This window comes from Amycolatopsis iheyensis (genome assembly GCF_024703995.1).
GTDB classification, from domain to species: Bacteria; Actinomycetota; Actinomycetes; order Mycobacteriales; family Pseudonocardiaceae; genus Amycolatopsis; species Amycolatopsis iheyensis.
Genome location: NZ_JAMXQV010000034.1, coordinates 40,190 through 65,784 on the forward strand (window position 1 = coordinate 40,190; position 25,595 = coordinate 65,784).

Consider the following 25,595-nt stretch of genomic DNA (forward strand, 5'->3'; position numbering starts at 1 on the left):
TCCCGCACGCTTTCGAAAGTTTCGCCACTCATTGCCAACACCGCGCATCGCCGGTTACGGTCGTCTGGGAGCGCTCTCAGTCCGGATCACCATCAGCACGCCGACGAAGCCGAGGAGATGGCGAATGCGGGCAAGAAAGCTGCGGGCCGGGCCGGTCCTGCTCATCGTGGTGGCCCTCGGGCTGACCGGGACCACCGCGGCGGCCGCGGACTACGAACGGCTGCTCAACGGCACCTTCTCCGGCGGCACCCTCGACCCCTGGTGGGCCGGGGCGGGCACGACCGGGCACGTCACCGCCGGGGAGTTCTGCACCGACGTGCCCGGCGGCACCGCCAACGGGTACGACGCGCTCGCCGGCCAGAACGGCGTGCCGTTCGAAGCGGGGCAGCCGTACACCCTGTCCTTCGACGCGCACGCGACGACCGCCCAGCAGATCTCCGCCGTCGCGGGCGAAGCCGTGTCGCCCTACCGGCAGATCTCACGCACCGAGCTGACCGTCACTCCCGCGAAACAGCACTTCACCGTCACCTTCACGTCCACTTTGGACTTCCCGGCCGCCGGCAACGGGCAGCTGGCGTTCTGGTTCGGCGGCCAGGCCGCCGCCAACACCGTCTGCCTGGACGACATCTCCCTCGTCGGCGGAATCGTGCCGCCCGGGGGACTGCCGCCGACCAGCGGCATCCGGGTGAACCAGGAAAGCTACGTCCCGGGCCTGCCCAAGCGGGCCACGCTGGTCAGCGACTCGGCCACCGCGCAGACCTGGACGCTGAAGAACTCCGCCGGCGCCGCCATGGCCACCGGGCAGACCCGGCCGCGGGGCGCGGACGCCGCGTCCGGTGAGAACGTGCACGAGATCGACTTCTCCGCCTACGACACCGCGGGCACCGGATACACGCTGAGCGTCGGGGGCGAGACCAGCTTCCCGTTCGACATCTCGGCCGCCGGACCGCAGCGGCTTCGGTACGACTCGCTGGCGTTCTTCTACCACCAGCGCAGCGGAATCGCGATCGACGCCGCGTACGTCGGCGCCGCCTACGCACGCCCGGCCGGTCACGTGAACGTCGCGCCGAACCAGGGCGACGACAACGTTCCGTGCCGGTCGGACCTGAACTGCGGGTACACCCTCGACGTGCGCGGTGGCTGGTACGACGCCGGCGACCACGGCAAGTACGTCGTCAACGGCGGCATCGCCGCGTGGGAGCTGCTCGACGAGTACGAACGCGCGCTGCGGCTGGGTGACGCGAGCGCGTTCGGCGACGGCACGCTGGCCATCCCCGAGCGCGCCAACGGCGTGCCGGATCTGCTCGACGAAGCCCGCTGGGAAGTCGACTTCCTGCTCTCCATGCAGGTGCCCGACGGCAAGCCGAACGCGGGCATGGTGCACCACAAGATCCACGACGCGCAGTGGACGTCGCTGCCGACCCGGCCCGACCAGGACAGCCAGCCGCGCCGGCTGTCACCGCCCAGCACCGCCGCGACGCTGAACACGGCCGCGGTCGCGGCGCAGGCGTCGCGGCTGTGGCGGACCATCGACGCCGCGTACTCGGCGAAGCTGCTCGCCGCGGCGGAAAAGGCTTACGCGGCCGCGAAAGCCAACCCGGACGTCCTCGCCGATCCGAACGACGGCACCGGCGGCGGCACCTACAGCGACTCCACCGTCACCGACGAGTTCTACTGGGCCGCCGCGGAGCTGTTCGCCACCACCGGGAAGAGCGCGTACCGCGCCGACGTCACCGGATCCGCGCTCTACCGCGGGAAGAGCTTCACCACGCACGGCTTCGACTGGGCGGCCACCGGCGCGCTCGGGGATATCACGCTCGCGATCGTGCCCACCGACCTCCCCGCCGCGGACGTCGCCGCGACCCGGGCGGCGATCACCACGACCGCCGACGCCCACCTGACCCGGATGGCGGCCATGGGTTACCCGGCGCCGTACCGGACCGCCGACGGCTCCTACGAATGGGGCTCGAACGGGCTGGTCGCCAACAACGGCGTCGTGCTCGCCCTGGCCTACGACTTCACCCGGCAGGACAAGTACCGCGCCGGCGCGTTCGCGGCGCTCGACTACCTGCTCGGCCGCAACCCGGCGAACTACTCGTACGTCTCCGGCCACGGCGACCAGCCGGTGCGCAACGTCCACCACCGGTTCTGGGCGCACGAGCTGGACGCGTCGCTGCCGACCGCGCCACCCGGCGCGCTATCCGGCGGCCCGAACAGCGGCCTGCAGGACCCGACCGCGGCCCGGTTGCTCGCCGGCTGCGCGCCGCAGCGTTGTTTCGTCGACGACATCCAGGCGTACTCGGTGAACGAAGTCGCGATCAACTGGAACTCGGCGCTGGCCTGGCTGGCCGGGTGGACCGCAGAGCAGTCGTCGTCCACAGTGGACACCACGCCGCCCGGCGCGCCCGGCGCCCCGGTCGTGTCCGCGGTGTCGAGCGGTGGAGCCACGGTGACCTGGCCGGCGGCTTCGGACCCGGAAAGCGGCGTCAAGGACTACGACGTCGTCCGCGTGGACGGCTCGGCGCGCACGGTCCTCACCACCGTCACCGGCACGACCGCGACGCTGACGGGCCTCACACCGTCGACCGCATACACGCTGGTCGTGGTGGCCCGCAACGGCGTCGGCCTAGCGGGCCCGGACTCGTCGTCCGCGCGGTTCACCACCCAGCCGGCGACCCCGGCCGGTGGCTGCGCGGTGACGTACACGGCGAACACCTGGAACGGCGGCTTCACGGCTGCCGTCACCGTGAAGAACACCGGCACCACGGCCTGGACGAGCTGGCGGCTCGGCTTCACCTTCCCGGGCACCCAGAAGGTGACGCAGGGCTGGTCGGCGACCTGGACGCAGTCCGGCGCGGACGTCACGGCCACGGCCCTGCCGTGGAACGGCGCGCTCGCCCCGGGGCAGGCGGCATCGGTCGGCTTCAACGGCAGCCACACCGGGGCCAACCCGAACCCGGCCGCGTTCACGGTGGACGGGAAGACCTGTGGCTGAGTGGAGGTAGTCGCCACCGAAGAGGGCGGATCAGTGGGATGTTCCGCCCTCTTCTCCGTCCCGTGAGCGCGCTTAAGGTCGCCGGGAAACCCGACGACCGACGGAGACGATCATGGACGGGCTGATGCAGCCGCGGCCGCTCACCATCGCCCACATCCTGGACCGGGCCGAGCGGCTCTTCGCGCACAAGGAAGTCGTGACGGCCGGCGAACGGCGCACGTACGCCGAGGTCATGGGCACCGTGCGCCGCCTCGCCACCGCGCTGGCCTCCCTCGGCGTCCCGGCCGGGGCCCGGGTCGGCACGTTCGCGAGCAACACGCGGCGCCACTTGGAGCTCTACCTCGGCGTGCCGGCCACCAAGCGGGTGCTGCACTCGATCAACATCCGGCTTTCCGCCGAGCACCTCGAATACATCGTCGACCACGCCGAGGACGACGTCGTGTTCGTCGACCGCGGGCTGCTCCCGCGGATCTGGCCGAGCGCCGACCGGCTGCCGAAGGTGCGGCACTGGGTGGTGCTGCCCGACGGCACGGACACCGGGATCCCCGCGGACCCCCGGATCCTGGACTACGACACGCTGATCTCGGCGGCCGAGCCGTTCGCGGGGTCGTTCGAGGCCGCCTTCACGCTCGCGGAGGAGAACCTGGCCGCCGGCCTGTGCTACACCTCCGGCACGACCGGGCCGCCCAAAGGCGTGCTCTACAGCCACCGGTCCACGGTCCTGCACTGCCTGGGCACCCTCGCCGCCGGCCTGATCGGCCTCCGCGAAAGCGACGTCGTGCTGCCGATCGTCCCCATGTTCCACGCGAACGCCTGGGGCCTGCCCTACGGCGCGATGATGGCGGGCGCCGCACTGGTTCTGCCCGGTGCGTCGGCGGATCCGGCACATCTGCTGCGGTTGATGGCGGCCGAGCGGGTGACCGTCGCCGGCGCCGTCCCCACGGTCTGGACCAGTCTCGCGCCCGAATTGGGCGGGCACGACCTGAGCGCGACGCGCTTCCTGCTCGGCGGTGGTTCCGCCGTCCCGCCGGCGCTGTCGGAGACCTACCGGGCCGCGATCGGCGTCCCCATCACCCATTCCTGGGGGATGACGGAGGTGAGCCCGGTCGGGGTCATCGGCGGCACGCGGTCCCAGCACCGGGACGCCACCGAAGCGGAGCAGGTGGCCGTGCGGGGTGCGCAAGGCCAGCCGCTGCCGCTGGTGAACGTCCGGATCGTCGACGTCGAGACCGGCGCCGAGCTGCCGTGTGACGGGCGGGCCGTCGGCGAGCTGCAGGTCGCGGGCCCGTGGGTGGCCGGCGGCTACTTCCGGGTGGACGCCGCCGGCAGCTTCACCGGCGACGGCTGGCTGCGCACCGGCGACCTGGCCACCCTCGACGCGCAGGGCTACCTGCGGCTGGTGGACCGGATCAAGGACCTGATCAAGTCCGGCGGCGAGTGGATCTCCTCGGTCGAGCTGGAGGCCGCCATCGCCGCCCACCCCGACGTCGTGGAGGTGGCGGTGATCGCCCGCCCGGACCCGCGGTGGATGGAACGGCCCGTCGCCTACGTCGCGTTGCGCGAAGGCAGCGCCACCACGGCCGACGACCTGCTGGCGCATTTGACGCCGTTGGTGGCGAAGTGGTGGCTGCCCGACGAGTTCGTGTTCCTGGCCGCGTTGCCGAAGACGGGCACCGGCAAGCTTTCGAAGCTCGACCTCCGGGAGCGGATCGCTTAGGAGCCACGAGGCCCTGGCATGCCGATGCGGTTTCTGCTCACCGCCGGCCAAGCCGGCGACAACCCAGAACTGCTGCCGCTACTGGACGGCATCAGCGTCGCCCGCCTCGGGCCCGGGCGCGGGACCGCGGGATCACCTTCGTCAGCCCCGAGCGGGACGATCAGACCGCCCGCCGCGCCGCCAAGGGTTCTCGCGGCGGGCGACCATCGGTCTTCGATGCCGAGGTCTGCAAGCAGCGCAACGTGGTCGAACGGTGCTTCAACCGGCTACGCCAAACGCGCTGCCTACTGCCAGGCCGGACTCACCATCGCCGCCATCGTGCTCTGGCTCCGATGACCTGTAGGACAGCTCCTAGCCGATCGTCGCGCGGAGCCGGTGCAGGCGGAGGCCGAGCTGCAGCTCCAGGTCGTTGCCCTGGCGCCAGTCGAAGCCGAGGACCGTGCCGGCGCGGTCCAGCCGCTTGAGCAGCGTGTTGACGTGCACGTGCAACGCCCGGGCCGTCGCCGCGACGTTCGCGCGGTGGTCGTAGTAGGCGGCCAGGGTGTCCACCAGCTCGGTGCCGCGCTGGTCGTCGTAGTCGAGCAACGCGCCGAGCGTGCCGGCGAGGAAGTGGTCGAGCTCGCCGGCCCGCTCGGCGTCGAACACCATGGCGTACAACGCGTATTGGCGCGTGGTCGCTCCGGTGTCCGTGTGCCCGAGGGCACGCAGCACCGCGCCGCAGCGGCCGGCGAGCGAGAACGCGCGGGACCAGTCGTGGCCCGCCGCCCGTTCGCCGACGACCAGGACCGGGGCGCCGAGCGTCCGGCGGAGTCTGGTGTGGACTTCCGGCACCGTGGTGTCGTCGCCCGGCAGCAACAGCGTTGCGCGGCCCAGGTGTTCGCCGGCCAGCCCGCCCAAGTCCCGGGCGATGTCGTGCAGGTGGCGGGCGAGGTCGGGCGAAGCCACCGCGGGGGAGTCCGCGACCAGCACCAGGTCCAGGCGGTCGGGGTCGATGCCGCGGGCCCGGGCGCGGGTGCGCTGGGCCGGGCTGATCCCCGGGCCGCCGAGCAGGAGCTCGGTCAGCAGCTCGCCGCTCACCCGTTCGCCGGCCTCGGCCACCGCCCGCTCCTTGAGGATCAGCAGCCCGAGGATGTGCGTGGCCCGTTCGAGGGTGCGCACGTCCGTGTCGTCCGGAACGCCGTCGCGGCGCCACACCAGGGCGCCCAGATAGCTGTCGCCGGCCTGGATCGCCGCCACGCTCAGGCCGGCGGCCACCGTGCAGCGGCCTGAGCGCCGGGCGGCTTCGACGGCGTCGGCCAGCTCGATCTCGCCCGCCCGGTCCAGGAGCGCGACGCTGCCGCCGAGCTGGTCGGCGAGCAGGTGCGCGACGTCGTCGGGCGACCCGCCGGCCAGCACGACCCCGGTCAGCGCTTCGTGGATCGCCTGCGCCCGCTCGATCTTCCGGTACGCGCTTTGCAGCTCCTGCAACGCGGTCCGGCTCGCTTCGTAGAGGCGGGCGTTGTCGAGCGCGACCGCGGCGTGGTCGGCGAACGCGTTCAGCAACGCGATTTCGTCGGCCTGGAACGACCTTTCCGAGCGGTACGCGGCGAACAGGGCCCCCACCGCCTCACCCCGGATGACCAGCGGCACCCCGAGCAGCGCGACCAGGTCCTCGGTCCCGACCAGCCGGTCGAAGTCCGGGTCGTGCTGGATGCGGGTCGAGGACGCGTAGTCGCGCACCCAATGCGGGCTCCGCGAAGCCAGCACCTTGCCGCCGAGCCCCACCGTGGCCGGGATGGCCGCCGCGAGGAACTCGGCGGAGATCGTGCCGTCCGACGCGCGGGCCGACAGCCTGCCGTCCGCGCCGACCAGCGAGAGGTAGGTGAAGTCGGTGCCGATCAGGTCGTGGGCGTGGTGGACGATGGACTGCAGGACCTCGTCCAGCCCGCCGAGCGCGGTGAGGGACTTGACGGTCGCGTACAACGACGCCAGCTCCCGCTGCCGGCGCGCGAGCGGTGCTTCCTCGGTCACCACGCCTCCTTCTGCGCGACCGGGTGGACGAAAGGCCCACCGCCGCGGGGTGAGGAGTGGGTGGTCCACACCTCCGGCCGCAGCGTAACCGCGACCTACCATGACCGCCATCACCTGGCTCGCTCACCAACGAAGGCGGCGTCCATGGCACTCCCGCTCACCCAACCCGAAGGACAGCCCGGCCAGGTCGGCGCCGGCTCGTCCCCGACCCGCCGCCGCGCGTTCCGCAAGCTGCTGGCCGCCGGGCTGATCGGCAGCTCGATCGAGTGGTACGACTTCTTCCTCTACGGCACCGCGGCCGCGCTGGTGTTCCCCAAGGTGTTCTTCCCGCACTCGTCCGCGCTCACCGGGACCCTGCTGGCGTTCAGCACGTTCTGGGCCGGGTTCGTGGCGCGCCCGATCGGCGGCGTGCTCGCCGGGCACCTCGGCGACAAGTACGGCCGCAAGCCGGTCGTCGTCGCCTGCCTGGCGGTGATGGGAGCGGCGACCTTCCTGATCGGCTGCCTGCCCACGGCGTCGGCCGTCGGCTCGCTGGCGCCGATCCTGCTGGTCACGCTGCGGTTCGTGCAGGGTCTCGCGGCCGGCGGCCAATGGGGTGGCATCGTCCTGCTGCTGACCGAATCCGCCAGCCCCAAGCGGCGCGGCTTCGCCGGCACGTTCGGGCAGACCAGCGTCCCGGTCGCGGTGATCCTGTCGAACCTGATCTTCGTGGCCGCCAGCGGGTTGATGCCGGACGCGGACTTCCTCGGCTGGGGCTGGCGGATCCCGTTCCTGCTCAGCGTCGTGATGTTCGGGGTGGTGCTCTACATCCAGGCCAAGGTGGAGGACACGCCGGAGTTCCGGCGGCTGCGGGAAGAGGTGGCGGGCCGGGAAGGCCCGGTCGTGCGGGCGCCGCTCGCCCAGGTGTTGCGCCGCAAGTGGGTGACCATCCTGCTCGGCTGCGGGCTCCTGTCGGCCACCAACAGTCTTTTCTACGTCAGCATTTCCGGTCTCCTGAGCTACGGCACCGGCACGCTGAAGCTCCAGCGGGACGCGCTGCTCGCGGTGGTGCTGATCAGCTCCGTGGCGATGCTCCTGGCCATCCCGTGGTCCGGGCACTTCTCGGACCGGATCGGCCGCCGGCCGCTGATCCTGATCGGCGGCCTGGGCGTCGCGGTCTGGGCGTTCCCGTACTTCGGGCTCGTCGACACCGCTTCGCTGCCGCTGATCTTCGTCGCGGTGGCCGTGGGGTTCGCGTTCCAGTGCATCACCTACGGCCCGATCGCGAGCTTCCTCGGCGAGCTCTTCGCCCCCGAAGTCCGCTACTCGGGCGCGTCGCTGGCCTACCAGCTCTCGGCGATCATCGTCAGCGGCGGCACGCCGTTCCTCATGACGGCGCTGATCGCGAAGACCGGCAGCACCGTGCCGGTCGCCGTCTACATCACCGTGATGGGCCTGATCACCTTCGCCAGCGCGTGGTTCCTGCCCGAGACGAACCCCGCCGAGGTCCGCGAAGACCCGCACGCCATCCCGGGCGCGCACCTCTACCGCGCAGAGGCGAGGCCCGAATGATCCGCCGGCTGGCCCTGCCAGGGGCCGTGGTCGTCCTGGCCGCCACGATGGCCGGCCCCGCGGCCGGCGCGACGACGACGAGCTGTGCCGGCCTGGCCGGGCTGGCGATCCCGGCGTCGGTGATGAGCCTGCCGACGAACGGCGGCCAGGTCACCGCGGCCGCCCTGCTGACCAGCGTGGTCAGCGGCAAGACCGTGCAGTACTGCCAGGTCGACGCCGACCTCCGGCCGGTCGACCCGGCCGCGCCCGCGATCAAGATGCGCGTCGCCCTGCCCGAAGACTGGAACCGCAAGGCATTGATGTTCGGCGGGGGCGGCTTCGACGGCACCATCCCCGACCTGACGGCGAACGTGCCCTTCGGCCCGGCCGGCCGGCCGGTGCCGCTCGCCCGCGGGTACGCGACGTTCGCGAGCGACTCCGGCCACCAGCAGAACCCGGCGGCCCCGCCGTCGTTGGACGGCTCCTTCGGCGTGCACGACGAAGCGCTGACCAACTTCGCCGCCGGGGACGCCCTCAAGAAGACCCTCGACGCGAGCTTGTTCCTGATCCGGCACCGGTACGCGGCGAAGCCCGCGGACGTCTTCTTCGCCGGTGGGTCGACGGGCGGCCGCGAAGCCCTCGTCGTGGCCCAGCGGTGGCCGACGGCGTTCGACGGCGTGATTTCGGCCTACCCGGCGTGGAACAACATGGCCGAGATCCTGGATCTGGGTCACCTGGCGCAGGTCTTGTCCCGGCCCGGCGCGTTTCCCGGCGTCGAGAAGCAGACGTTGCTCTACACCAGCGTCATCAAGGTGTGCGACGGTGGGGACGGGCTCGCGGACGGCGTCGTCTCGAACCCGGCCGGCTGTCACTTCGACCCGCGCGCGCTCCGCTGCCCGGGTGGCGCCGACACCGGCCCGGCCTGCCTGTCGGATCCGCAGATCGGGGCGGTGACCGCCGTGGCGTCGCCGTTCCGGTGGCCGTACCGGATCGCCAGCGGGGAGACCGCGTACCCGGGCTTCCCGGTCCTGTCCGGAGCGGACATGCGGACGCCGTTCCTCGGGTTCGGCACCACCCCGCCGGCCCGGCCGATGCCGGCGACGAGCGGCTACGGGATGCAGTACTGGGACCAGTGGGTCAAGTACTTCCTGACCCGGGACCCGGACCACGACTCCCTCTCGCTCGACCCGCGCCGGCCCGGCAAGTGGCTCGGCCGGATCAGCGCGCTGTCCACGATCGAGGACCGCAACAACGCGGACCTGCGCTCGTTCGCCCGCGCCGGTGGCAAGCTCCTCCTGCTGCACGGGGCGGCCGACGAACTGGTTTCCCCGTACTCCACGAGCGACTACTACGAGCGGGTGCGGGCCGTGGCCGGACCCCGGCTGACCGACGCGTTCCTGCGGTACTACGTAGTGCCGGGGGCGAACCACGCCAACTTCGGCACCCCGGCGTTCGCCGCCGGCTGGGACTCGCTTTCGGCGCTGGAGCGCTGGGTGGCGCAGGGGCGGCCGCCGGCGGCCCCGGTCGTGGCCGACCAGGCCCACGACCGCACCCGTCCGCTGTGCGCCTACCCGGCCTGGCCGCGCTACCGCGGCGGCGATCCGGGCCAGGCCTCGAGCTTCGCCTGCGTGCGGTGAGGGCTACCTGCGGCGGTCGGCGTCGGTGCTGCGCTACCTCGGTTCCTGACGCCCGCCCAGCACCCGCCTCTCCACCACCAGGAACAGCCAGTTCAGCAGGTTGCCGAGCAGGCCGACCAGTGCGATCCACGCCCACACCGCGGTCAGGTCGAAGCTCTGGCCGGCGAGCTGGAACTGGTAGCCGATCCCGTTGGTGGCGCCGACCAGCTCGGAGATCACCATCAGCACGAGGGACAGGCCGAGCGCGATCCGCAGGCCGGCGAAGATCTTGGGCAGCGCCGCCGGCAGGACGACGGTGACCAGCAGCCGTGTCCCACGGGCGCCGTACACGCGGGCGGTGTCGACCATGACCGGGTCCACCGACTGCGCGCCCTGCACGGTGTTCAGCAGCACCGGCCACACCACGCCGAACACGATCGTCGCCAGCTGGACCGGGGTGCCGAGCTTGAACAGCACCAGGAAGACCGGCAGCAGAGCGGGGGCCGGCAGCGCGCGGCCGAAGTTGACGATGGCGTCGGCGTAGTCGAGCGTGGCGCGGGAGCGGCCCAGCACCAGCCCGAACGCGACGCCGACCGCGCCGCCGATGAGCCAGCCGGCTAGCAGCCGCCCCAGGCTCGGGCCGATGTTCTCGATCGCCACCTTCGTCAGGAACAGGTGGCTCACCGGGCCGGCGAACCACAGTTCGCGCATCTTCCCGGCGATCTCGACCGGCGTCGGGAAGTACACGTCGTCGAAGTACGCGGTCAGTGCCTGCCAGACCAGCAGGCAGCCGGCGAACACCGCCCACCGCCGCAGCGCCCCGGTCACCAGCCGGGCGGGCACCTCGGTCATCGCGCCTCCCCGGGCGCCCACGCGACGAACTTCCGTTGCAGTGCCGCGAACGCGGTGTTGCTCAGGTACCCGAGGACCCCGGCGACCACGGCGCCCGCGAGCACGATGTCCAACCGGCCGCTCTCCTCGCCGTACCGGACGACGTAGATCCCGATGCCGCGTTCCCCGCCGAACACCAGCTCCGTCGACACCACCACCAGCAACGCGAACGTCGCCCCGATGCGCAGGCTGGTGATCGCGAACGGCACGACGTCGGGCAGCTTGACGCGCAGGAGGATCGCCACCGGGCCCAGCCCGAACGACCGCGCGGTTTCGACGTACCCGGGCTCGACTTCCCCGAGTGCGTAGACGATGTTGAACAGGATCGGCCAGATCGCGGCGTAGGCGGCGAGCGCGATCTTGGTGTTCGGACCGTCCACCAGGATGATGGAGAAGAGCGGGAACCACATGATCGCCGGGATCGGCCGCAGGAACTCGATCACCGCGCCGACCGCGGCGCGCACCGGTGGGATGCTGCCCAGCAGCAGCCCGCCGGGCACGGCGACGAGCACGGCGAGGCCCACCGCGAGCAGCCACGCGAGCAGCGTCGCGACCAGGTCGAGCAGGAACTCACGCTCGCCGAGCAGCCGGGCCAGCGCGACGGCGACCTCGGACGGCGGCGGGAAGTACTCCCGCTCGAGCACGCCGGAGCGGCTGAACCCCTCCCAGGCGAGGAGGAGCACAGCCACCCCGGTGAGGCGGCGGAGGAACCGGCGCATGACCTACGACGCCGGCGCCCGGTAGACCATCGGGCCGACGTCGAACTTCTGCTTGAGGTCGCCGTAGGTCAGCATCAGGTCGGCGACCTGCTGCAGCCGGGCCTGGTCGACCGCGGCGGGGAACACTCCGGTGGCGACCGCCTGCGCGACCGCGGGTTCGATCTTCGCGTAGTCCTGCAAGGTCTTGCGGACGGTCTGGTCGTCGGCCAGGTCGCCCTGACCCTTGGCCATCGCGCGGGCGAAGGCGGCGGTCGTCTTCGGGTCGTTCGCGACGAAGGCCGCCGGCGCGACGTAGCCGCTGATCGAGAAGTCCGCGACCGGCCCGGTCGCCCGGTCGGCCACGACCTTGACGCCGAGCTTCTGCTTGGCCATGGTCAGGTTCGGCTCCTGCAGCGACATGACGTCGATCTGCCCGGTCTGCAGGGCGTTCAGCGCGTTCGCGGTCGGGATGACCTTGAACCGGACCTGCCCCGGGTCGGCCCCGGCGGCCTTGATGACGGCCTTGCTGGTGAGCGTCACGTTGCCGACCAGCGCGTTGACGCCGACCGACTTGCCGGCCAGGTCCTTCGGCGAGGCGATCGGCGACTGCGGCATCGCGACCAGCGCGGTCATCCCCGGCTTGGCCCGCAGGCCGTCCGCGACCGCCCGCAGGTCGGCGGCCCCCTCGGCCTGGGCCGCGACGAACGACGTCCAGTTGCCGAAGGCGAAGTCCAGCTCGCCGGTCTTGAGCTTGGGCACCGCCTCGGTGGCGCTCTTGATGGTGACCAGCTCGACGTGGAGGCCTTCGGCGTCGAAGTAACCGGCGCTGCGGGCCCGTTCGAAGCCGGCGATGTCGATCAGCTGCGGGATGATGCCGACCTTGACGGTGGACTTTTCGACCTTGTCGTTGCCGCCCGCGGTGTCGTCCGACCCGCCGAGCAGGCCGCACCCGCCCACCGAGGCGACGGCGACAACGGTGACTGTGGCGGTGATCCACCGCCGGAATGCACGCATAAACCCCTCCCTGGCTCGGGGGAAGACTACCGGGTGGTTCTTGTCCGGCAGCGGGAAAATGTGAAAATATCCGACCGGACTGCTGGGGGGTCGGCAATGCCCGAAACGGACGAATTTCGCCCGGAGAACAGAATCGGCGCGGTCCTCGTCAGCTCGCGCTCGCTCGACGAGTACCGCCGGATGTTCGCCCTCACCGACACCGACCTCGCCGGCCGGATCCTCGACTGCCCCGGCGGCGCGGCGAGCCTGACCGCGGAGGTCAACGCGGCCGGCGGCACCGCGACGGCGTGCGACCCGGTGTACGAGCGCCCGGTCGAGCAGGTCCGCGAGACGGCGCTGGAGAGCCTGGGCCGCGGCTACGCCTACCACCAGGCCAACCCGGAAGAGTACGTGTGGACGTACTTCCGCGACCCGGACCACTACCTCGAGTCGCGGACCCGTTCGGTGGAGCTGTTCGCGGCCGACCGCGCCGCGCACCCGCGGAACTACGTGCCCGCGGCGTTGCCCACGCTGCCGTTCGAGGACGGGCGGTTCGACCTGGTGCTGTGTTCGCACCTGCTGTTCAGCTACGCCGACCGGTTCGACCGCGAGTTCCACGTGGCGAGCCTGCGCGAGCTCGCGCGGGTCGGCCGCGAGGTGCGCGTGTTCCCGTTGGTGCCGATGGGCATGACCGAGAACCCGGAGCTGGCGCCGGTCCGCGCCGAGCTGGCGGCCGCGGGCCTGCCCACGACGGTCCGGCGGGTCGGCTACGAGTTCCAGCGCGGCGGCGACGCCATGCTGACGATCGGCGTGTTGCCGCCTCCGATGTAACAGCCGTGGCGGCGCGCACGACCGGTTGGGGAGTGAACGCCGTGAGAAGACCGTCGAGAAGCCGACGTGCGTGGCGGGTGCCGCTGGCGTTGCTCGCCTCGATCACCTGCGGCGTGATCGTGTTCTCGCTGCTCAACGCGTCGTTGCAGACCAACGACTCGCTGAGCAGCGTGCTGTCGGCCGTGATCGCCGTGTTCGGGATTTCACGACGTTGCTGCGGTGGGTGCTCGAAGGTGAGAAAGCCATCGACCACGACCAGGAAGCCGCGTTGCTCGCCGGTGCGTTGCTGCGCCGGTGGAAACCCGAGCTCGAACACCGGGCCGGGCGTGGTGACGGCCGCATCATCCCGCTGACCTGGCGTCAGCGCAGCGACGCGGTGGCCGCGCCGGCCGCGGAGGTGGTGGGCACCGACCTGCCGGTCAACATCCGCCTCAACGGGGTGCTGGGCGGAAACGTCGACCAGGCCGCCACCAGCCTGGCCGAAGGCTTCGAAGGAGTGCCCAACCACCGGCTGGTGCTGCTGGGCGAACCGGGCTCGGGCAAGACCTTCCTGGCACTGGCGCTGGCGGTCGGCCTGCTGCGGTCCCGGGTGGCGGGCGGGCGGGTGCCGGTCCTGCTGTCGCTGGCGTCGTGGGATCCGGTGGCGCAGAGCTTGGACACGTGGCTGACGCGCAGTCTCGCCGAAGAGAACTTCACCGGCGACGAGCGGATTCCCCAGGCCCTGCTGGCGGCCGGCTTGATCCTGCCGGTCCTGGACGGTCTCGACGAACTCCCCGAGCACGTCCGCCGCCGCGCGGTCAGCCGGATCAACGACACCCTCCGCGGCCCTCGGCCCGTGGTGCTCACCTGCCGCTCGGCCGACTACACCGACGTGCTGGCCGCCGGGGCACCGGTGGTGTTGCGGGCACCGGTCGTCCAGGTGGAACCGCTGTCGCCCCGCGGAATCGCCCATCACCTGCGCACCACTGATCAGTGCCCGAGCGCGTGGTCCGCGGTGATCGACCACGTCCAGGCGAACGCGGCCGGCCCGCTGACCAGCGCCCTGTCTACGCCGTTGATGTTGTCGATCTTCGTCGCCGGCTTCCGGACGGCCGACCCGGGGCCCTTGCTGCACGACCCCGAGCTGGACAACCGGCTGTCGTTGGAAGACCGCCTGGTCGACGTGCTCGCGGACAGCCTGGGGGAGACCGAGCGGAAGCCGGCTCGCGAATGGCTGACTTTCATGGCGGAGCAGCTGCACGGGCGCGGCGAGCGCAACTTTTCGTGGTGGCACCTGGGTGGCTGGGCGCCCCCGATCTGCCAGTGGATACTCGCTCCGTTTCTGGCCTTGTGGTTCGGGGGCGGTGTTGCCATGGCGTCTGCCGGCCTGTCGAATGCCGACTCGGATTTCAGTTTCCTGAGCGATCTTCCGGGTTTCCCTGTTATTTTCGGGGTGTGGGCGGGTGTTCTTCTGCTCGGCACCTCAGTTTCGGAAAACAACCAGGAGGTTTCCGTCGCGCGAGACCCGGGTGTCGTTCGCAGGCGGTTGAAGCAAATCTTCTCCAGGGACAGCAGTGAGAACGTGTCCGCCGTGATCCTTCTCGCGGTGACGGTATCGCTGGTCCTGGATGCGAAGTCCCAGCTGCTGGTCGTCTGCGGTACGGCGGCGGGTGTCATCGTCGGCGTGGGTGTCGTCATCCGGATCGGCATGGAAATTCACCGGTATTGGACTGCGCGCGGGCATCGGATAGCGGTGACCACCCCTCGTGAGCTGCTTCGCCACGAGCGAACGTCGAGCCTGATCGCGGCCGCGATGGTGGCCGTGGTGGTGGCGCTGGGTGCGGTGCCCGCGGCGACGTGGGGTGGTGTGGTCGGTCGCCACGTGGGGCAGCAGCTGGCGCAATGGCGTGGCAAGCCGGTGGTGCTGGACCGGAGTTTCTTCGGGGGACCATCGCATCTGCCCTGGGTGGTCGATCGTGCGCACCTGCCGTCGCTCGCGTGGGTCAGTTTCGTGATCGGGCTGCTTGCCGGAGCGTGCGTCCTGTTCGCGCGGCCGTGGGCGCGGTTCGGGTTCGCCCGGGTGAACCTGGCGGTGAGCCGGCGGTTGCCGCTGAACCTGATGAGGTTTCTGGATCAAGCGCACGAGCACGGGTTGCTGCGGGTGTCCGGCGGCAGCTACCAGTTCCGGCACATCCGGATGCAGGAACGCCTGGTGATCACGGCCCGGCCCGCGGTTTCCCGGCGCGCGTGGCGGAAGAAGCTGTCAGCGGTGACGGCCGGGGTGTTGTTCGTGGGCGCAATCGCCGCGATAGTCGTGGTCGGAGCCGCCCAGCCGCCTTCGTGCCCGGACAGCGGAATCGCCGAACTGGACCGGGTGGCGGCCGGACCGGCGTCGGCCTGTCTGGGATTCGTCGAGAACCCGGGCTTGCTGGGGCTGCCCTCGCTCAACACCGGCCCGATCAAGCTCGTCGTCGGCGAGTTCGACCGGATGAGCCCACAGGAGCGCGGAAAAGTGGCGGACCAGGCGCGGGAACTCGGCGGCGATCTGCGATTCATCGAGCTGTCCGATCCACTGCCCTCGGCGGATGTCGTCCCGACCCTGCTACCCGAACTGCTGAACACGATCGACGGCGCTTTCGGCCCGTATCGCCGTTATCACGCAACTGTCCACAATGGAGTCGTCGAAATCACCGAGTGGTGAACCCCGCTACCGCGCACCCTCCATCCGCCCCGTCCCCGGATCACCTCCGCAATTGCCCGTGTTGCTCGAGATCATCTTCCCGGTGGCCTCGTCGTTGACGACCACCCTCGCCGGCGACACCGGCGCCCCGTGGTCGTTCTGGTAGTACCACTCCCCGGACGCACTCGTGGTGAGCACGATCGTCTTGGTCTCGACGAGGGTGAAGTAGACCTTGATCCGCCGGTTCGGCGGATACCCGGTGCCGTGCACGTAGGTGTCCGAGTGGGGCACCTCGGCGTGCCAGTCACACCGGTGGTCCACATTGGTCCACGGTTGCCACAGCTGCACCGAGATGGTGCTGGAGAAGTTCCCGTAGAGCAGGTAGTTGAGGGACTGCAGGTAGAACTGGTAGTTGTGCCCCGGCGTGAGGCCGTCGACCGTCCACGACACCCCGGTCACCGGGTAGGGCAGCTGGTGGAACCCGGTTTCGAACGCCGTCACGTCCCTCATGTAGATGAAGTAGCCCGTCGTGTTCGCCGACGGCGTCCACAGCAGCGTCACCGAGAACACGTCCCGCACCGCACGGAGGCTGGTCGGCCCGGCCGGGATGTACCCGCCCGCGATCGACGACGTGACGTTCGAGTACCCGCCGCCGAGGTAGCCGTTGAGGGACCGCAGCTGGAACTCGTAGGTCGCGCCGGGCACGAGGCCGTCGGCGTTCCACGACGACCCGGTCACCGGGTACGGCAGCTGCTTGAAGGCCTCCCGGGCCGTCACGTTCCGCTGGTACACGTAGTAGCCGGTCGCGTTCGCGGCCGGGGTCCACGACAACGCGACCCGGCCGTTGGCCCCGCCGGCCGCCACCCCGACGAGGTTCCCCGGCCCCGCCGGCGTGACGCCGCCCGACGTCACCGTCACGACACTCGAATAGCCGCCTTCGAGGTAGCCGTTGATCGAGCGCAGCTGGAACTGGTACACCGCGCCCGCGACCAGGCCCCGCGCGGTCCAGCTCGAGCCCGGCACCGGGAACGCCAGCCGGGTGAACCCGGGCTCGGGCGCGCTGGCGTTGCGCACGTAGACGTAGTACGCGGTGGCGTTCGCGGCCGGGGTCCAGTTCAGCGTGACCGCGCGGTCCCCGGCCGTGGCCCGCAGGTTGCCCGGCCCGGCCGGGGTGACGCCGCCCGCGGTGACGCCGGCGACGTTCGAGAAGCCGCCGCGCAGGAGCCCGTTGACCGACTGCAGCTGGAAGTCGTAGCGGCCGCCCGGAGTCAGCCCGCTCGCCACCCAGCTCGACCCGGTCACCGGGAACGGCAGCTGGGTGAAGCCGGTTTCCCCGGCGCTGACGTTGCGCTGGTAGACGTAGTAGCCGGTGGCGCTGCCGACCGGCGTCCACGTCAGGGTGGCCGCGCCGTTGCCCGGCGTCGCCCGCAGGTCGGCCGGACCGCCCGGGGTGGTTCCCCCGGCCGTGACGCCCGCGACGGTGGAGAAGCCGCCGCGGACCAGCCCGTTGACCGACTGCAGCTTGAACTCGTAGCGGCCGCCCGGGGTCAGCCCGGCCGCCACCCAGCTCGACCCGGTCACCGGGTAGCGGAGCTGCGTGAAGTCGGCTTCCCCGGCGCTGACGTTGCGCTGGTAGACGTAGTAGCCCGTGGCGCCGCCGACCGGCGTCCACGCCAGGGTCGCTTGGCCGTTGCCCGCGGTCGCCCGCAGGTCGGTGACACCCGGCGGCCGGGTGCCGGTCAGCGTGACGTCGGCGGTGTTCGACAGCGCGCCGAGGATGTTTCCGTTCACGCCCTGGACGCGGTACTGGTAGTGCGCCCCGGGCACCAGCCCGGCGCTGACCCAGGACGGCCCGGCGACCGGCCACGGCAGCTTCGTGAAGGCCGTTTCGCCCGCGCTGACGTTCTTGACGTGGATGTAGTAGCCGGTCGCGTTGGCCACCCGGGTCCAGGACAACGTCGCTTCGCCGTCGCCGGAGGCTTCGGCCGTCAGGTCCGTCACGGCGGCGGGAGCGGGCCCGGTGACGGTCGCCGTGGCGGTGTTGGACAGTCCACCGCGGAGCCGGCCGTTGGCCGCCTGCAGCTGGAACTGGTACGTGGCGCCGGGAGTCAGCTGCTCGGCCACCCAGGTCGGCCCGGACACCGGCCACGGCAGCTCCATGAAAGCGGTCTCCCCGGCCGTGACGTTCTTGCGGAAGACGTAGTACCCGGTCGCGTTGGCCACCGGGGTCCACGACAGCGTCGCGCGTCCGTCACCCGGGGTCGCCGTCAGGGTGGTGACGGCGGCCGGGGTCGCGCCGGTGATCGCCACCGTGGCCACATTGGACAGTCCACCGCGGATCCCACCGTTGACCGCCTGCAGCTGGAACTGGTAGGTCTCCCCGGCGTTCAGCAGCTCCGCCACCCACGTCGGGCCGGACACCGGCCACGGCAGCTGCGTGAACGTCGTTTCCCCGGCCGTGACGTTCTTGCGGAAGACGTAGTACCCCGTCGCGTTCTCGACCGGGGTCCACTGCAGCGTCGCGGACCCGGTGCCCGCGGTCGCCGTCAGGTCGGTGACGACGCCCGGCGCGGGTCCGGTCGGCGTGGCGGTCGCGACGGTGGAGAACACGCCTTCGGCCGTCCCCTTGGTGGCCTTCAGCTGGAACTCGTAGGTGTGCCCGTTGGTGAGCAACCCGGCTGTCCACTGTGGACCGGTGACCGGGTAGGGCAGCCGGGTGAACGCGGTCTCCCCGGCGGTGACGTCCTTGGTGTGCACGTAGTAGCCGGTGGCGCCGGGGGAGAGCGTCCACGACAGGTCGACCTGCCCGCTCCCGGCCGTGGCGCTCAGCTGGGGCACGACCCGCGGCCCGAGCGGAACCGCCGGGTACGGCCGCGGGTAGGCCGTGCCGACGGAGAAGTCGCGCGCGAGCGTGTCGGCGAACGCGGCGGCGATCTTGCCCTCGCCCCGCGCGTTCGGGTGCGTGCCGTCCCACAGGTCGTCCTGCGGCACGATGTCCTGGCCCGGCTCCGCGACGGAGATCTCCGAGTCCATCGTGGACAGTTCGGTCGCGGCGCGGCGGAGACGTCCGTTGAAGTCGGCCACCGAGGCCGCGAAGGCGGGTTCGCTCTGCGTGCGCTGGGTGGGCAGCAGCGTGCCGAAGACGAACTGGACGCCGGGATCGGCGCCGCGCGCGTTGGCGACGAAGGTGCGCAGGCTCGTTTCGGTCCCGGCGGGATCGGCCATGCCGAACCCGAGGTCGTTGATCCCGAGCAGGACCAGCAGGTAGTCCGGGTGGTGGGCCGCGACATCGTCCCCGACGCGCGCGGCGGCGCCCGCCATCGACTCGCCCCAGATCGCGTCGTGGTGCTGCGCGAACGCGGGATCGGCGTAGGTGTGGTTGTCGTTCCAGGTGTTCGCGACGTTGTCGAACAGGTCGTCGCGGGGTCCGACGAGCGCGAGGTCCGCCCCGGCCGCGGTTTCGTGCTTGTCGAAGCGGTAGCGCCAGGTGAAGTCGCCCGCGCTGCCCTGGCTGATCGAGTCGCCGACCACCATCACCTCGGACGGCACGGAGAGCCGGATCGGCGTCGTGCCGACGCTCGCGCCGCGGCGGTTGACGGCCCGGATGACGACGGTGAGCGGCAGCTGGTCGTCCCGCACCGTCACCGACGCCGCTCCGGCGTGGTCGACCACCGCGACCAGCTGCCCGTCCGGGGTGACGACCTCGTAGCCCTCGGCGGGCGGCGGGCCGGCCAGCGGCGGCTGCCAGCTGATCGTGGCCGATTCATGGTCCGCCGCGGGCGCCCACGTCACCGCCGTCGGCGCCCCGGGCAGCCCGGTGTACGGCCCCGGCGAACCGACGTGCACCGAAGTGGTCGCGACCGCGGACTGCCCGGCGTCGTTGGTGACCTTGAGCCCGACCGGGTAGTCCCCGGCCGCGGCGAACGACGTCTCCAGGAGGGCGCCGTCGGAAGCGGTGGCGTACCGGCCGGAGCCGTCGAGGTCCCACGCGTAGCTCAGCGGCCGCCCGGCGGGATCCGACGACTCGGCGGCGGAGACGACGAAGGGCTGCCCCGGAACCGCGCCGTCGACCGGGGTGATCGTCGCCTCGGGCCCGCTCGACGGCGGCGCCGGGCGCACCCGCGCGGCGAAGAACTTCGCGGCGTCGACCGGGTAGGTGTCCTGCCCCGGGCCGTCGCCGACCGTGGGGTAGTTGCCGTGCTGGGCGAACTCGAACGTCTTCACGAGCGGGTTGAGCAGTGACCACCGCAGCAGGCCCTGGCAGACCGGGTCCAAGGCGTGGCAGTACGAGCGGACCTTGTCCCACGGCGCCGGGAACTCCGCCGGGGGCGCGCTGTTGAACCAGTTGGTCAGCAGGCCGTTGCGGTTGCGGTCCAGGGTGCCGAGGCTGGTCCGTGACCGCCCGTTCAGCAGCGGGTTGCCGAACAGCGCGACGCCGAGCACCCGGTCCCGCTGCGCGGAGGTCAGCGCCCGGTAGACGGTCTCGGTGACCTGGGCGCCCTGGCTGAAGCCGGACAGGACCAGCTGGGTCCGCTCCTGGCAGGCCGAGATCACGGACTCGGCCTTGCGCTTGAGGTTCGCCACGCCCTTGGTGACCGATTCGTTGTACCGGCCCAGGATTCCCGTCCCCACCGCGGCCCCGGCGCCGAGCCCGTTGACCCAGCCCTCCCAGCCCTTGACCGGGACAGCGGGGTACTGCTCGGCGGTCTCCTCCGGCGTGGGCGCCACGCCGTTGCCCCAGATTTCGACGGTCTTCCCCGCGGCCTCGGCGGCGGTGCGGAACTCCCGGGCGAACTCCTCGACGGTCGGCCCGAGCCCGTTGACGTCGGTAGCGCTTTCTCCGGACCCGCGGGAGCCGAGGACCAAGAGGTCCGGACAGGATTCGTCGGCGCGCGCGGCCGGAGTGGGCAGCGCGAAAACGCCGAGAAAAAGGGCCACGACCACAAAGAGGATTCCCCAGCAGCGCATTCCGGCTTCCCCCCAGTAGAACCACGGAACCCAAAACCTAGACGGCGCCGGACGGCCGGGCTATCCGCTGCACGGGCCTACTTTCCGGCGACATCGCGAGGTAACCTGCGGGACATGGGACTCCTCGGCCGGCGCCGGTGGCGCGCCCGGCAGCGCGTGCGCCTTTCGGCCGTCGCGGACCGCATCGGCGCGCGGAACGGTTCCGTGCTGAAAGACGAGTTCTCGGGGGGAACGGGGTTCAACGGACCACTCACCTTGGGGGTTATTACCCTCCGAAAAGGATCGCCGGTCGAAATCTCACGCGAGCAGATCGACGCCGCGCTCGCCATCGGCTACACCCGGCCGTCCCCGCCGCCCTGCGACCAGGTGTGCGGGTTCGCCGTCACCCCGGACCTGCCGGTGCTGCACATCAAGACTTATGCGGCGGGCAAAGTCATTCCGCACCACGGTGAAGTCCCCGAGGGGCAGACTGGCGTCTCGGTGAGCTTGACGTAGAAGGCGTTCTCACGCCTGGCGGTCGATGAGTGTCTCGATGCCGTCGAGGACCCGCTCGAGCCCGAACCGGAAGTCGTGGTCGAGGCCGTCGAACTCCTCCTCGGCGAACGTGCCCGCGTCGACCACCGCGTGCAGCGCGGGGAACTCCGCCCGCGTGGTCAGCTTCTTGATCAGCTCGCCGTACCGCGGCATGACGCGCGCGGTCGTCGGGTCCGCCGATTCGAACGCCGCCGTGATGTCGCTGCTGAGCATGGCGAAACTGCGCGTGAAGCTGGTGACGAGCAGGACGGCCGACAGCTTGTCGTGCTCGGCCAGCCCGGTGCTGCCGAGCGTCCGCAGTCCCCACTCCATGAACCGCAGCTGGTGGGGCATGACCGGCGCGCCGGTGACCGGGATGCGCAGGACCCACGGGAACCGGCGGTAGGCGGCGAGCTCGATCTCGGCCCACCGCTCGAGCCGCGCGCGCCAGGTGCCCTCGGCGGGCTCGACGGCGTCGAGCCCGCCGAACGCGCCGTCGACCATGAGCGCGAGCAGCTCGTCCTTCGAGGCGAGGTAGCGGTAGAGCGACATCGCCGACGCGCCGAGCTCCCGCGCGACCCGGCCCATGGAGACCCCGCCGATGCCTTCGGCGTCGGCGACGTCGATGGCCGCCGCGACGATCCGGTCCAGCGACAGCCCGCGCTTGGGGCCCTTGGCCGGCCGGTCGCGCACGCCCCAGGCCAGCTCGAAGCTGGCCGGGAGCCCGGTCTCCGTGTCGTCGCCGCTCATCACCCTGACCTCATCTCAGGGATGTCCCTGATTCACTGTTTACGCCTTACGCAATAAAGTTTATCCGGTACGCAGTAAGTCCGCCGACTCCCAGGGGGAACCATGACCGGCGAACCAGCGATCGAGGCTACCGGCCTCACGAAGTCCTACGGCTCGGTGCCGGTGCTCCGCGGCATCGACCTGCACGTGTCGCCGGGCAGCGTGTTCTCGCTGCTCGGCCCGAACGGCGCCGGCAAGACGACCACCGTGCGCATCCTGAGCACCCTGACCCGGCCCGACACCGGTTCGGCCTGGGTCGCGGGGCACGACGTCGAGCGTGACCGGGGGCTGGTGCGCCGCAGCATCAGCCTCACCGGCCAGGACACGGCGCTCGACGAGACGCAGACGGGCGCGGAGAACCTGCTGATGATGGGCCGGTTGTGCCGCCTGTCCCGGCGCGCGGCCGGCGTCCGGGCGGCCGAGCTGCTGGCGCGGTTCGACCTCGGCGAGGCCGGTTCGCGCCGGATCAGCACCTACTCCGGTGGCATGCGCCGGCGGCTCGACCTGGCCGCGAGCCTGATCGCGGCGCCCGCGGTGATCTTCCTCGACGAGCCGACCACCGGCCTCGACCCGCGCAGCCGCGCGGCGATGTGGACGGTGCTCACCGAGCTCGCCCGCTCCGGCGTGACGATCTTCCTGACGACGCAGTACCTGGAGGAGGCGGACAAGCTGGCCGACCGGATCGCGCTCGTCGACGGCGGCCGGATCGTCGCGGAGGGCACCGCGGCGCAGCTCAAGCAGCGGGTGTCGGGTCACCGCCTGGACCTGACACTCACCGACGGGGCCGCGTTCGACGCGCTCGCCGCGCACCTGCGCGACCGGGCGCTGTTGCCCGATCGCGAACGGCTCTCGCTGTCGGTCGCCACCGACGGCACGGCGGGCCACATCCGGTCACTGCTCGACACGCTCGACCCGGCCCGCACCGCGGTGACCCGGTTCGCCGTGCACTCGGCGACCCTCGACGACGTGTTCCTGGCGCTGACCACCACCCACGACAAGGAGCGAGCCGGTGTCTGAAGTCCTTTCCACTCCCCGTCCCGCCTCGACGCTGGGCGACCTGGCGGTGATGGTCCGCCGCGCGACGACGTTGACGCTCCGCAACGGCGACGCGCTGATCACGTCCCTCGCGCTCCCGATCATGCTGATGCTGTTGTTCGTCTACCTGTTCGGCGGCGCGATCCGGACGGGCACGGCGTACGTGACGTACGTGGTGCCCGGCGTGATCATGCTGTGCGCGTCGTTCGGCGCGTCACTCACGGCGGTGGCGGTCACGAACGACATGACGAACGGCATCATGGACCGCTTCCGCTCGATGGACGTCCGAGGCGCCTCGGTGCTGGGCGGCCACGTCGCGGCGAGCACGGCACGCAACCTGGTGTCGACGGCACTGGTGCTGGGTGTGGCGTTCCTGATCGGCTTCCGGTCATCGTCGTCCACGGTGGACTGGCTGGCGGCGGCGGGCCTGCTGCTGGTGGCGATCGTGGCCCTGTCCTGGGCATCGGCGGCGGTCGGCCTGCTGGCGAAAACCCCGGAAGCGGCCAGTGGGTTCACGTTCTTCGTGATGTTCCTCCCGTACCCGAGCAGCGCCTTCGTCCCGGTCGACACGATGCCGGCGTGGATCCACGGGTTCGCGGACAACCAGCCGTTCACGCCGCTGATCGAGGCGCTGCGCGGATTCTTGCTGGGCACGCCGGTGGGTGACAGCGCGTGGATCGCGTTGGCTTGGTGCGGCGGGATTCTCGTGGTGTCGATCGCGGCGACGGGACGGTTGTTCAAACGCCGCACGGCGTGACCAGCTCGGCGGGCCGGGCTGTTCCACTCCCACGTCGCGGGCGGCACCGCGCGGGTTGGGCCCCGTCCCGGTAGCGTTCAGACCGCGGGCGGCGCGCTACCTCCCCCCTCGGTGCGCCGCCCGCCCCCCGACACCGGTCACTCGGCCGGACACCGGAGCAGGCCGCGAGGCTCGCCGCGGACCGGGCGCGCTGAAATGCGCCTGGGAGCGACGCTCGCCCGCCTGGCTTCGGGACCGCCGATCGCGGTCGCCGAGCGGGCGAGACGCCGTGAAGGCGAAGGGTTCGAGAGCCTGTGGACGCAGCAGAGCGTCGGCCGCGGGTTCCTGGTCCACCCCAAGCGTCCGGTGGGCCGCCGCTCCTGCTCGGCTCGTGGGGCGCGAACGTCGAGTGGGCGGCCCGGGAGTTCGACGGCTGGCTGGTGTCGGCCTACCGCCGCACCCCCGAGCAGATCATCGCCGCGCATGATCGCTTCCGGACTGCCGGTGGCGGGCGGTCGTGTGCGCGATCCCGGTGTCCGTCCGGGTTCGCGCCCTCCTCGATGCGGGCTGAACGCCGGGACCACTTGTCCGGGCCGCGGTTCGCGCGTGACCATGGGGTCGTGACGGGTCCGGACACGAGGCGGCTGCTGGCCTCGGCCATCGAGGTGCGACGCCGCTCCGCGCACCAGCGTGGGCGGCTGACTGCCGAGTTCGACCAGCGTCTGATCGACGCCGAGGTCCGGGACACCCGAAGCCGCTTGGTGCGGTCGGCCCACCGCCGGGCCGGGGGTGCGGCGGCCGTGTTGTTCGACACCGAGTTCCTCGCCGTCGCCGACGCGCCCGCGACCTGGCACGCCATCCTGGACGCGGCCCTCGGCGTCGCGGAGGCGTGTGACCTGCAACTGCTCGACGGCGGCACGCTGATCATCGGCGCGCACCACGGGTTCAGCCGGGAGTTCCTGGACTTCTTCGCGGCCGTCGACGCCACCTCGCCGACGGCGTGCGGCCGCGCGTTGGCGACCGGTGCACCGGTCGTGGTCGACGACGTCGCCGTCAGCCCGGTCTTCGCCGATCGCGCCGTCCGCGAAGTCCTGCTCGACGAGGGTTCCCGGGCGGTGGCGTCCTATCCGCTGCACACACCCGGCGGCGCGGTCTTCGGCGTCCTGTCGTTCCACCGGACCCGCCCGCCGGCCCGCTTCGGCGGCCTGGAGCACCTCATCGCCCGCGGCGCCGGCGCGGCATTGGCCCGCACGCTCAAGCGGGGCTGGGACCCAGCGGCGCCGGACTCGGCGCAGTCGAAGCGGGACGCGCTTCCTTGAGCTCCACGAAGATCGAATGAGTCGCGGTCTCGCCGATGTTGCGGCCGGCGTGTTCCTGCGCGGGAAGCCAGCGAGCCACACCGGAGGGCAGATCCACCTCCACCGCGGTGTCGCCGGTGCTGATCCGGCGCCGGAACGCGCTCAGCGTCACCATCACGGAGTCCGGATGCCGGTGGGGGGACGTGCGGCCGCCGGGAGCGTCGAGGTATTCGAGGACGCGGACTCGGTCGTTCTCGAGCACCACGCGGTAGAGGTCCGGATTGGTCACCACTGGGTCTTCGGACATGGCCTGACT

Annotated in this window: 17 protein-coding genes; 10 read left to right on the forward strand and 7 right to left on the reverse strand. The window is 71.5% G+C overall.

Annotation, left to right across the window (positions count from 1 at the left end):
* Nucleotides 1–124 precede the first annotated feature (124 nt).
* A complete protein-coding gene (locus tag M8542_RS43000) occupies nucleotides 125–2,995 on the forward strand; it encodes a glycoside hydrolase family 9 protein (protein WP_257926157.1) in 2,871 nt (956 codons plus the stop codon).
* Between the two features lie 112 nt (nucleotides 2,996–3,107).
* On the forward strand, nucleotides 3,108–4,712 hold the full coding sequence (locus tag M8542_RS43005; RefSeq protein ID WP_257926158.1) for a long-chain fatty acid--CoA ligase: 1,605 nt from the start codon (nucleotides 3,108–3,110) through the stop codon (nucleotides 4,710–4,712).
* Between the two features lie 351 nt (nucleotides 4,713–5,063).
* On the opposite strand, the gene M8542_RS43010 is transcribed toward M8542_RS43005, so the two are convergent.
* A complete protein-coding gene (locus tag M8542_RS43010) occupies nucleotides 5,064–6,722 on the reverse strand; it encodes a helix-turn-helix domain-containing protein (protein WP_257926159.1) in 1,659 nt (552 codons plus the stop codon).
* Nucleotides 6,723–6,866: 144 nt separating this feature from the next.
* Here M8542_RS43010 and M8542_RS43015 point away from each other — a divergent pair, with 144 nt between their 5' ends.
* Nucleotides 6,867–8,273, forward strand: a complete 1,407-nt coding sequence (locus M8542_RS43015; RefSeq protein ID WP_257926160.1) for an MFS transporter — start codon at nucleotides 6,867–6,869, stop codon at nucleotides 8,271–8,273.
* A complete protein-coding gene (locus M8542_RS43020) occupies nucleotides 8,270–9,889 on the forward strand; it encodes a tannase/feruloyl esterase family alpha/beta hydrolase (RefSeq protein ID WP_257926161.1) in 1,620 nt (539 codons plus the stop codon). The genes M8542_RS43015 and M8542_RS43020 overlap by 4 nt, the downstream gene beginning before the upstream one ends.
* A 33-nt stretch (nucleotides 9,890–9,922) precedes the next feature.
* Here M8542_RS43020 and M8542_RS43025 read toward each other — a convergent pair whose 3' ends face one another.
* From M8542_RS43025 to M8542_RS43035, 3 genes are read right to left on the reverse strand one after another with little or no spacing between them, the layout of a single operon-like run.
* Nucleotides 9,923–10,720: an ABC transporter permease gene (locus M8542_RS43025; RefSeq protein ID WP_257926162.1), complete on the reverse strand. Its 798-nt coding sequence runs from the start codon at nucleotides 10,718–10,720 to the stop codon at nucleotides 9,923–9,925.
* Nucleotides 10,717–11,448 (reverse strand): ABC transporter permease, encoded by a 732-nt coding sequence (locus M8542_RS43030; protein ID WP_257926163.1) that lies wholly within the window; start codon nucleotides 11,446–11,448, stop codon nucleotides 10,717–10,719. The genes M8542_RS43025 and M8542_RS43030 overlap by 4 nt, the downstream gene beginning before the upstream one ends.
* 33 nt (nucleotides 11,449–11,481) lie before the next feature.
* Nucleotides 11,482–12,471 carry an ABC transporter substrate-binding protein gene (locus M8542_RS43035; protein WP_257926164.1) on the reverse strand — a complete coding sequence of 330 codons (990 nt, stop codon included), beginning with the start codon at nucleotides 12,469–12,471 and terminating at the stop codon, nucleotides 11,482–11,484.
* Nucleotides 12,472–12,567: 96 nt separating this feature from the next.
* On the opposite strand from M8542_RS43035, the gene M8542_RS43040 reads away from it, so the two are divergent.
* A complete protein-coding gene (locus M8542_RS43040) occupies nucleotides 12,568–13,281 on the forward strand; it encodes a methyltransferase domain-containing protein (protein ID WP_257926165.1) in 714 nt (237 codons plus the stop codon).
* A gap of 223 nt (nucleotides 13,282–13,504) precedes the next feature.
* Nucleotides 13,505–15,961: an NACHT domain-containing protein gene (locus M8542_RS43045; RefSeq protein ID WP_257926166.1), complete on the forward strand. Its 2,457-nt coding sequence runs from the start codon at nucleotides 13,505–13,507 to the stop codon at nucleotides 15,959–15,961.
* Between the two features lie 6 nt (nucleotides 15,962–15,967).
* Here M8542_RS43045 and M8542_RS43050 read toward each other — a convergent pair whose 3' ends face one another.
* The gene (locus tag M8542_RS43050; RefSeq protein ID WP_257926167.1) at nucleotides 15,968–20,878 is read right to left on the reverse strand and encodes a fibronectin type III domain-containing protein; all 4,911 of its coding nucleotides are present in this window, start codon (nucleotides 20,876–20,878) and stop codon (nucleotides 15,968–15,970) included.
* 144 nt (nucleotides 20,879–21,022) lie between these two features.
* Between M8542_RS43050 and M8542_RS43055 the strand changes: the two genes are divergently transcribed.
* Nucleotides 21,023–21,403 carry a hypothetical protein gene (locus M8542_RS43055; protein WP_257926168.1) on the forward strand — a complete coding sequence of 127 codons (381 nt, stop codon included), beginning with the start codon at nucleotides 21,023–21,025 and terminating at the stop codon, nucleotides 21,401–21,403.
* Between the two features lie 9 nt (nucleotides 21,404–21,412).
* On the opposite strand, the gene M8542_RS43060 is transcribed toward M8542_RS43055, so the two are convergent.
* The gene (locus tag M8542_RS43060; RefSeq protein ID WP_257926169.1) at nucleotides 21,413–22,171 is read right to left on the reverse strand and encodes a TetR/AcrR family transcriptional regulator; all 759 of its coding nucleotides are present in this window, start codon (nucleotides 22,169–22,171) and stop codon (nucleotides 21,413–21,415) included.
* Nucleotides 22,172–22,273: 102 nt separating this feature from the next.
* On the opposite strand from M8542_RS43060, the gene M8542_RS43065 reads away from it, so the two are divergent.
* The 3 genes from M8542_RS43065 (at nucleotide 22,274) to M8542_RS43075 (ending at nucleotide 25,300) form a co-directional block, all read left to right on the forward strand.
* On the forward strand, nucleotides 22,274–23,227 hold the full coding sequence (locus tag M8542_RS43065; RefSeq protein WP_257926170.1) for an ATP-binding cassette domain-containing protein: 954 nt from the start codon (nucleotides 22,274–22,276) through the stop codon (nucleotides 23,225–23,227).
* Nucleotides 23,220–24,002 (forward strand): ABC transporter permease, encoded by a 783-nt coding sequence (locus M8542_RS43070; RefSeq protein WP_257926171.1) that lies wholly within the window; start codon nucleotides 23,220–23,222, stop codon nucleotides 24,000–24,002. Before M8542_RS43065 ends, M8542_RS43070 begins: the two co-directional genes overlap by 8 nt.
* 599 nt (nucleotides 24,003–24,601) lie before the next feature.
* Nucleotides 24,602–25,300 carry a GAF domain-containing protein gene (locus M8542_RS43075; RefSeq protein ID WP_257926172.1) on the forward strand — a complete coding sequence of 233 codons (699 nt, stop codon included), beginning with the start codon at nucleotides 24,602–24,604 and terminating at the stop codon, nucleotides 25,298–25,300.
* Here the strand turns inward: M8542_RS43075 and M8542_RS43080 are convergent.
* Nucleotides 25,236–25,568, reverse strand: coding sequence for a cupin domain-containing protein (locus tag M8542_RS43080; RefSeq protein ID WP_257926173.1), 333 nt, complete (start codon nucleotides 25,566–25,568; stop codon nucleotides 25,236–25,238). The genes M8542_RS43075 and M8542_RS43080 overlap by 65 nt on opposite strands.
* Between the last annotated feature and the right edge of the window lie 27 nt (nucleotides 25,569–25,595).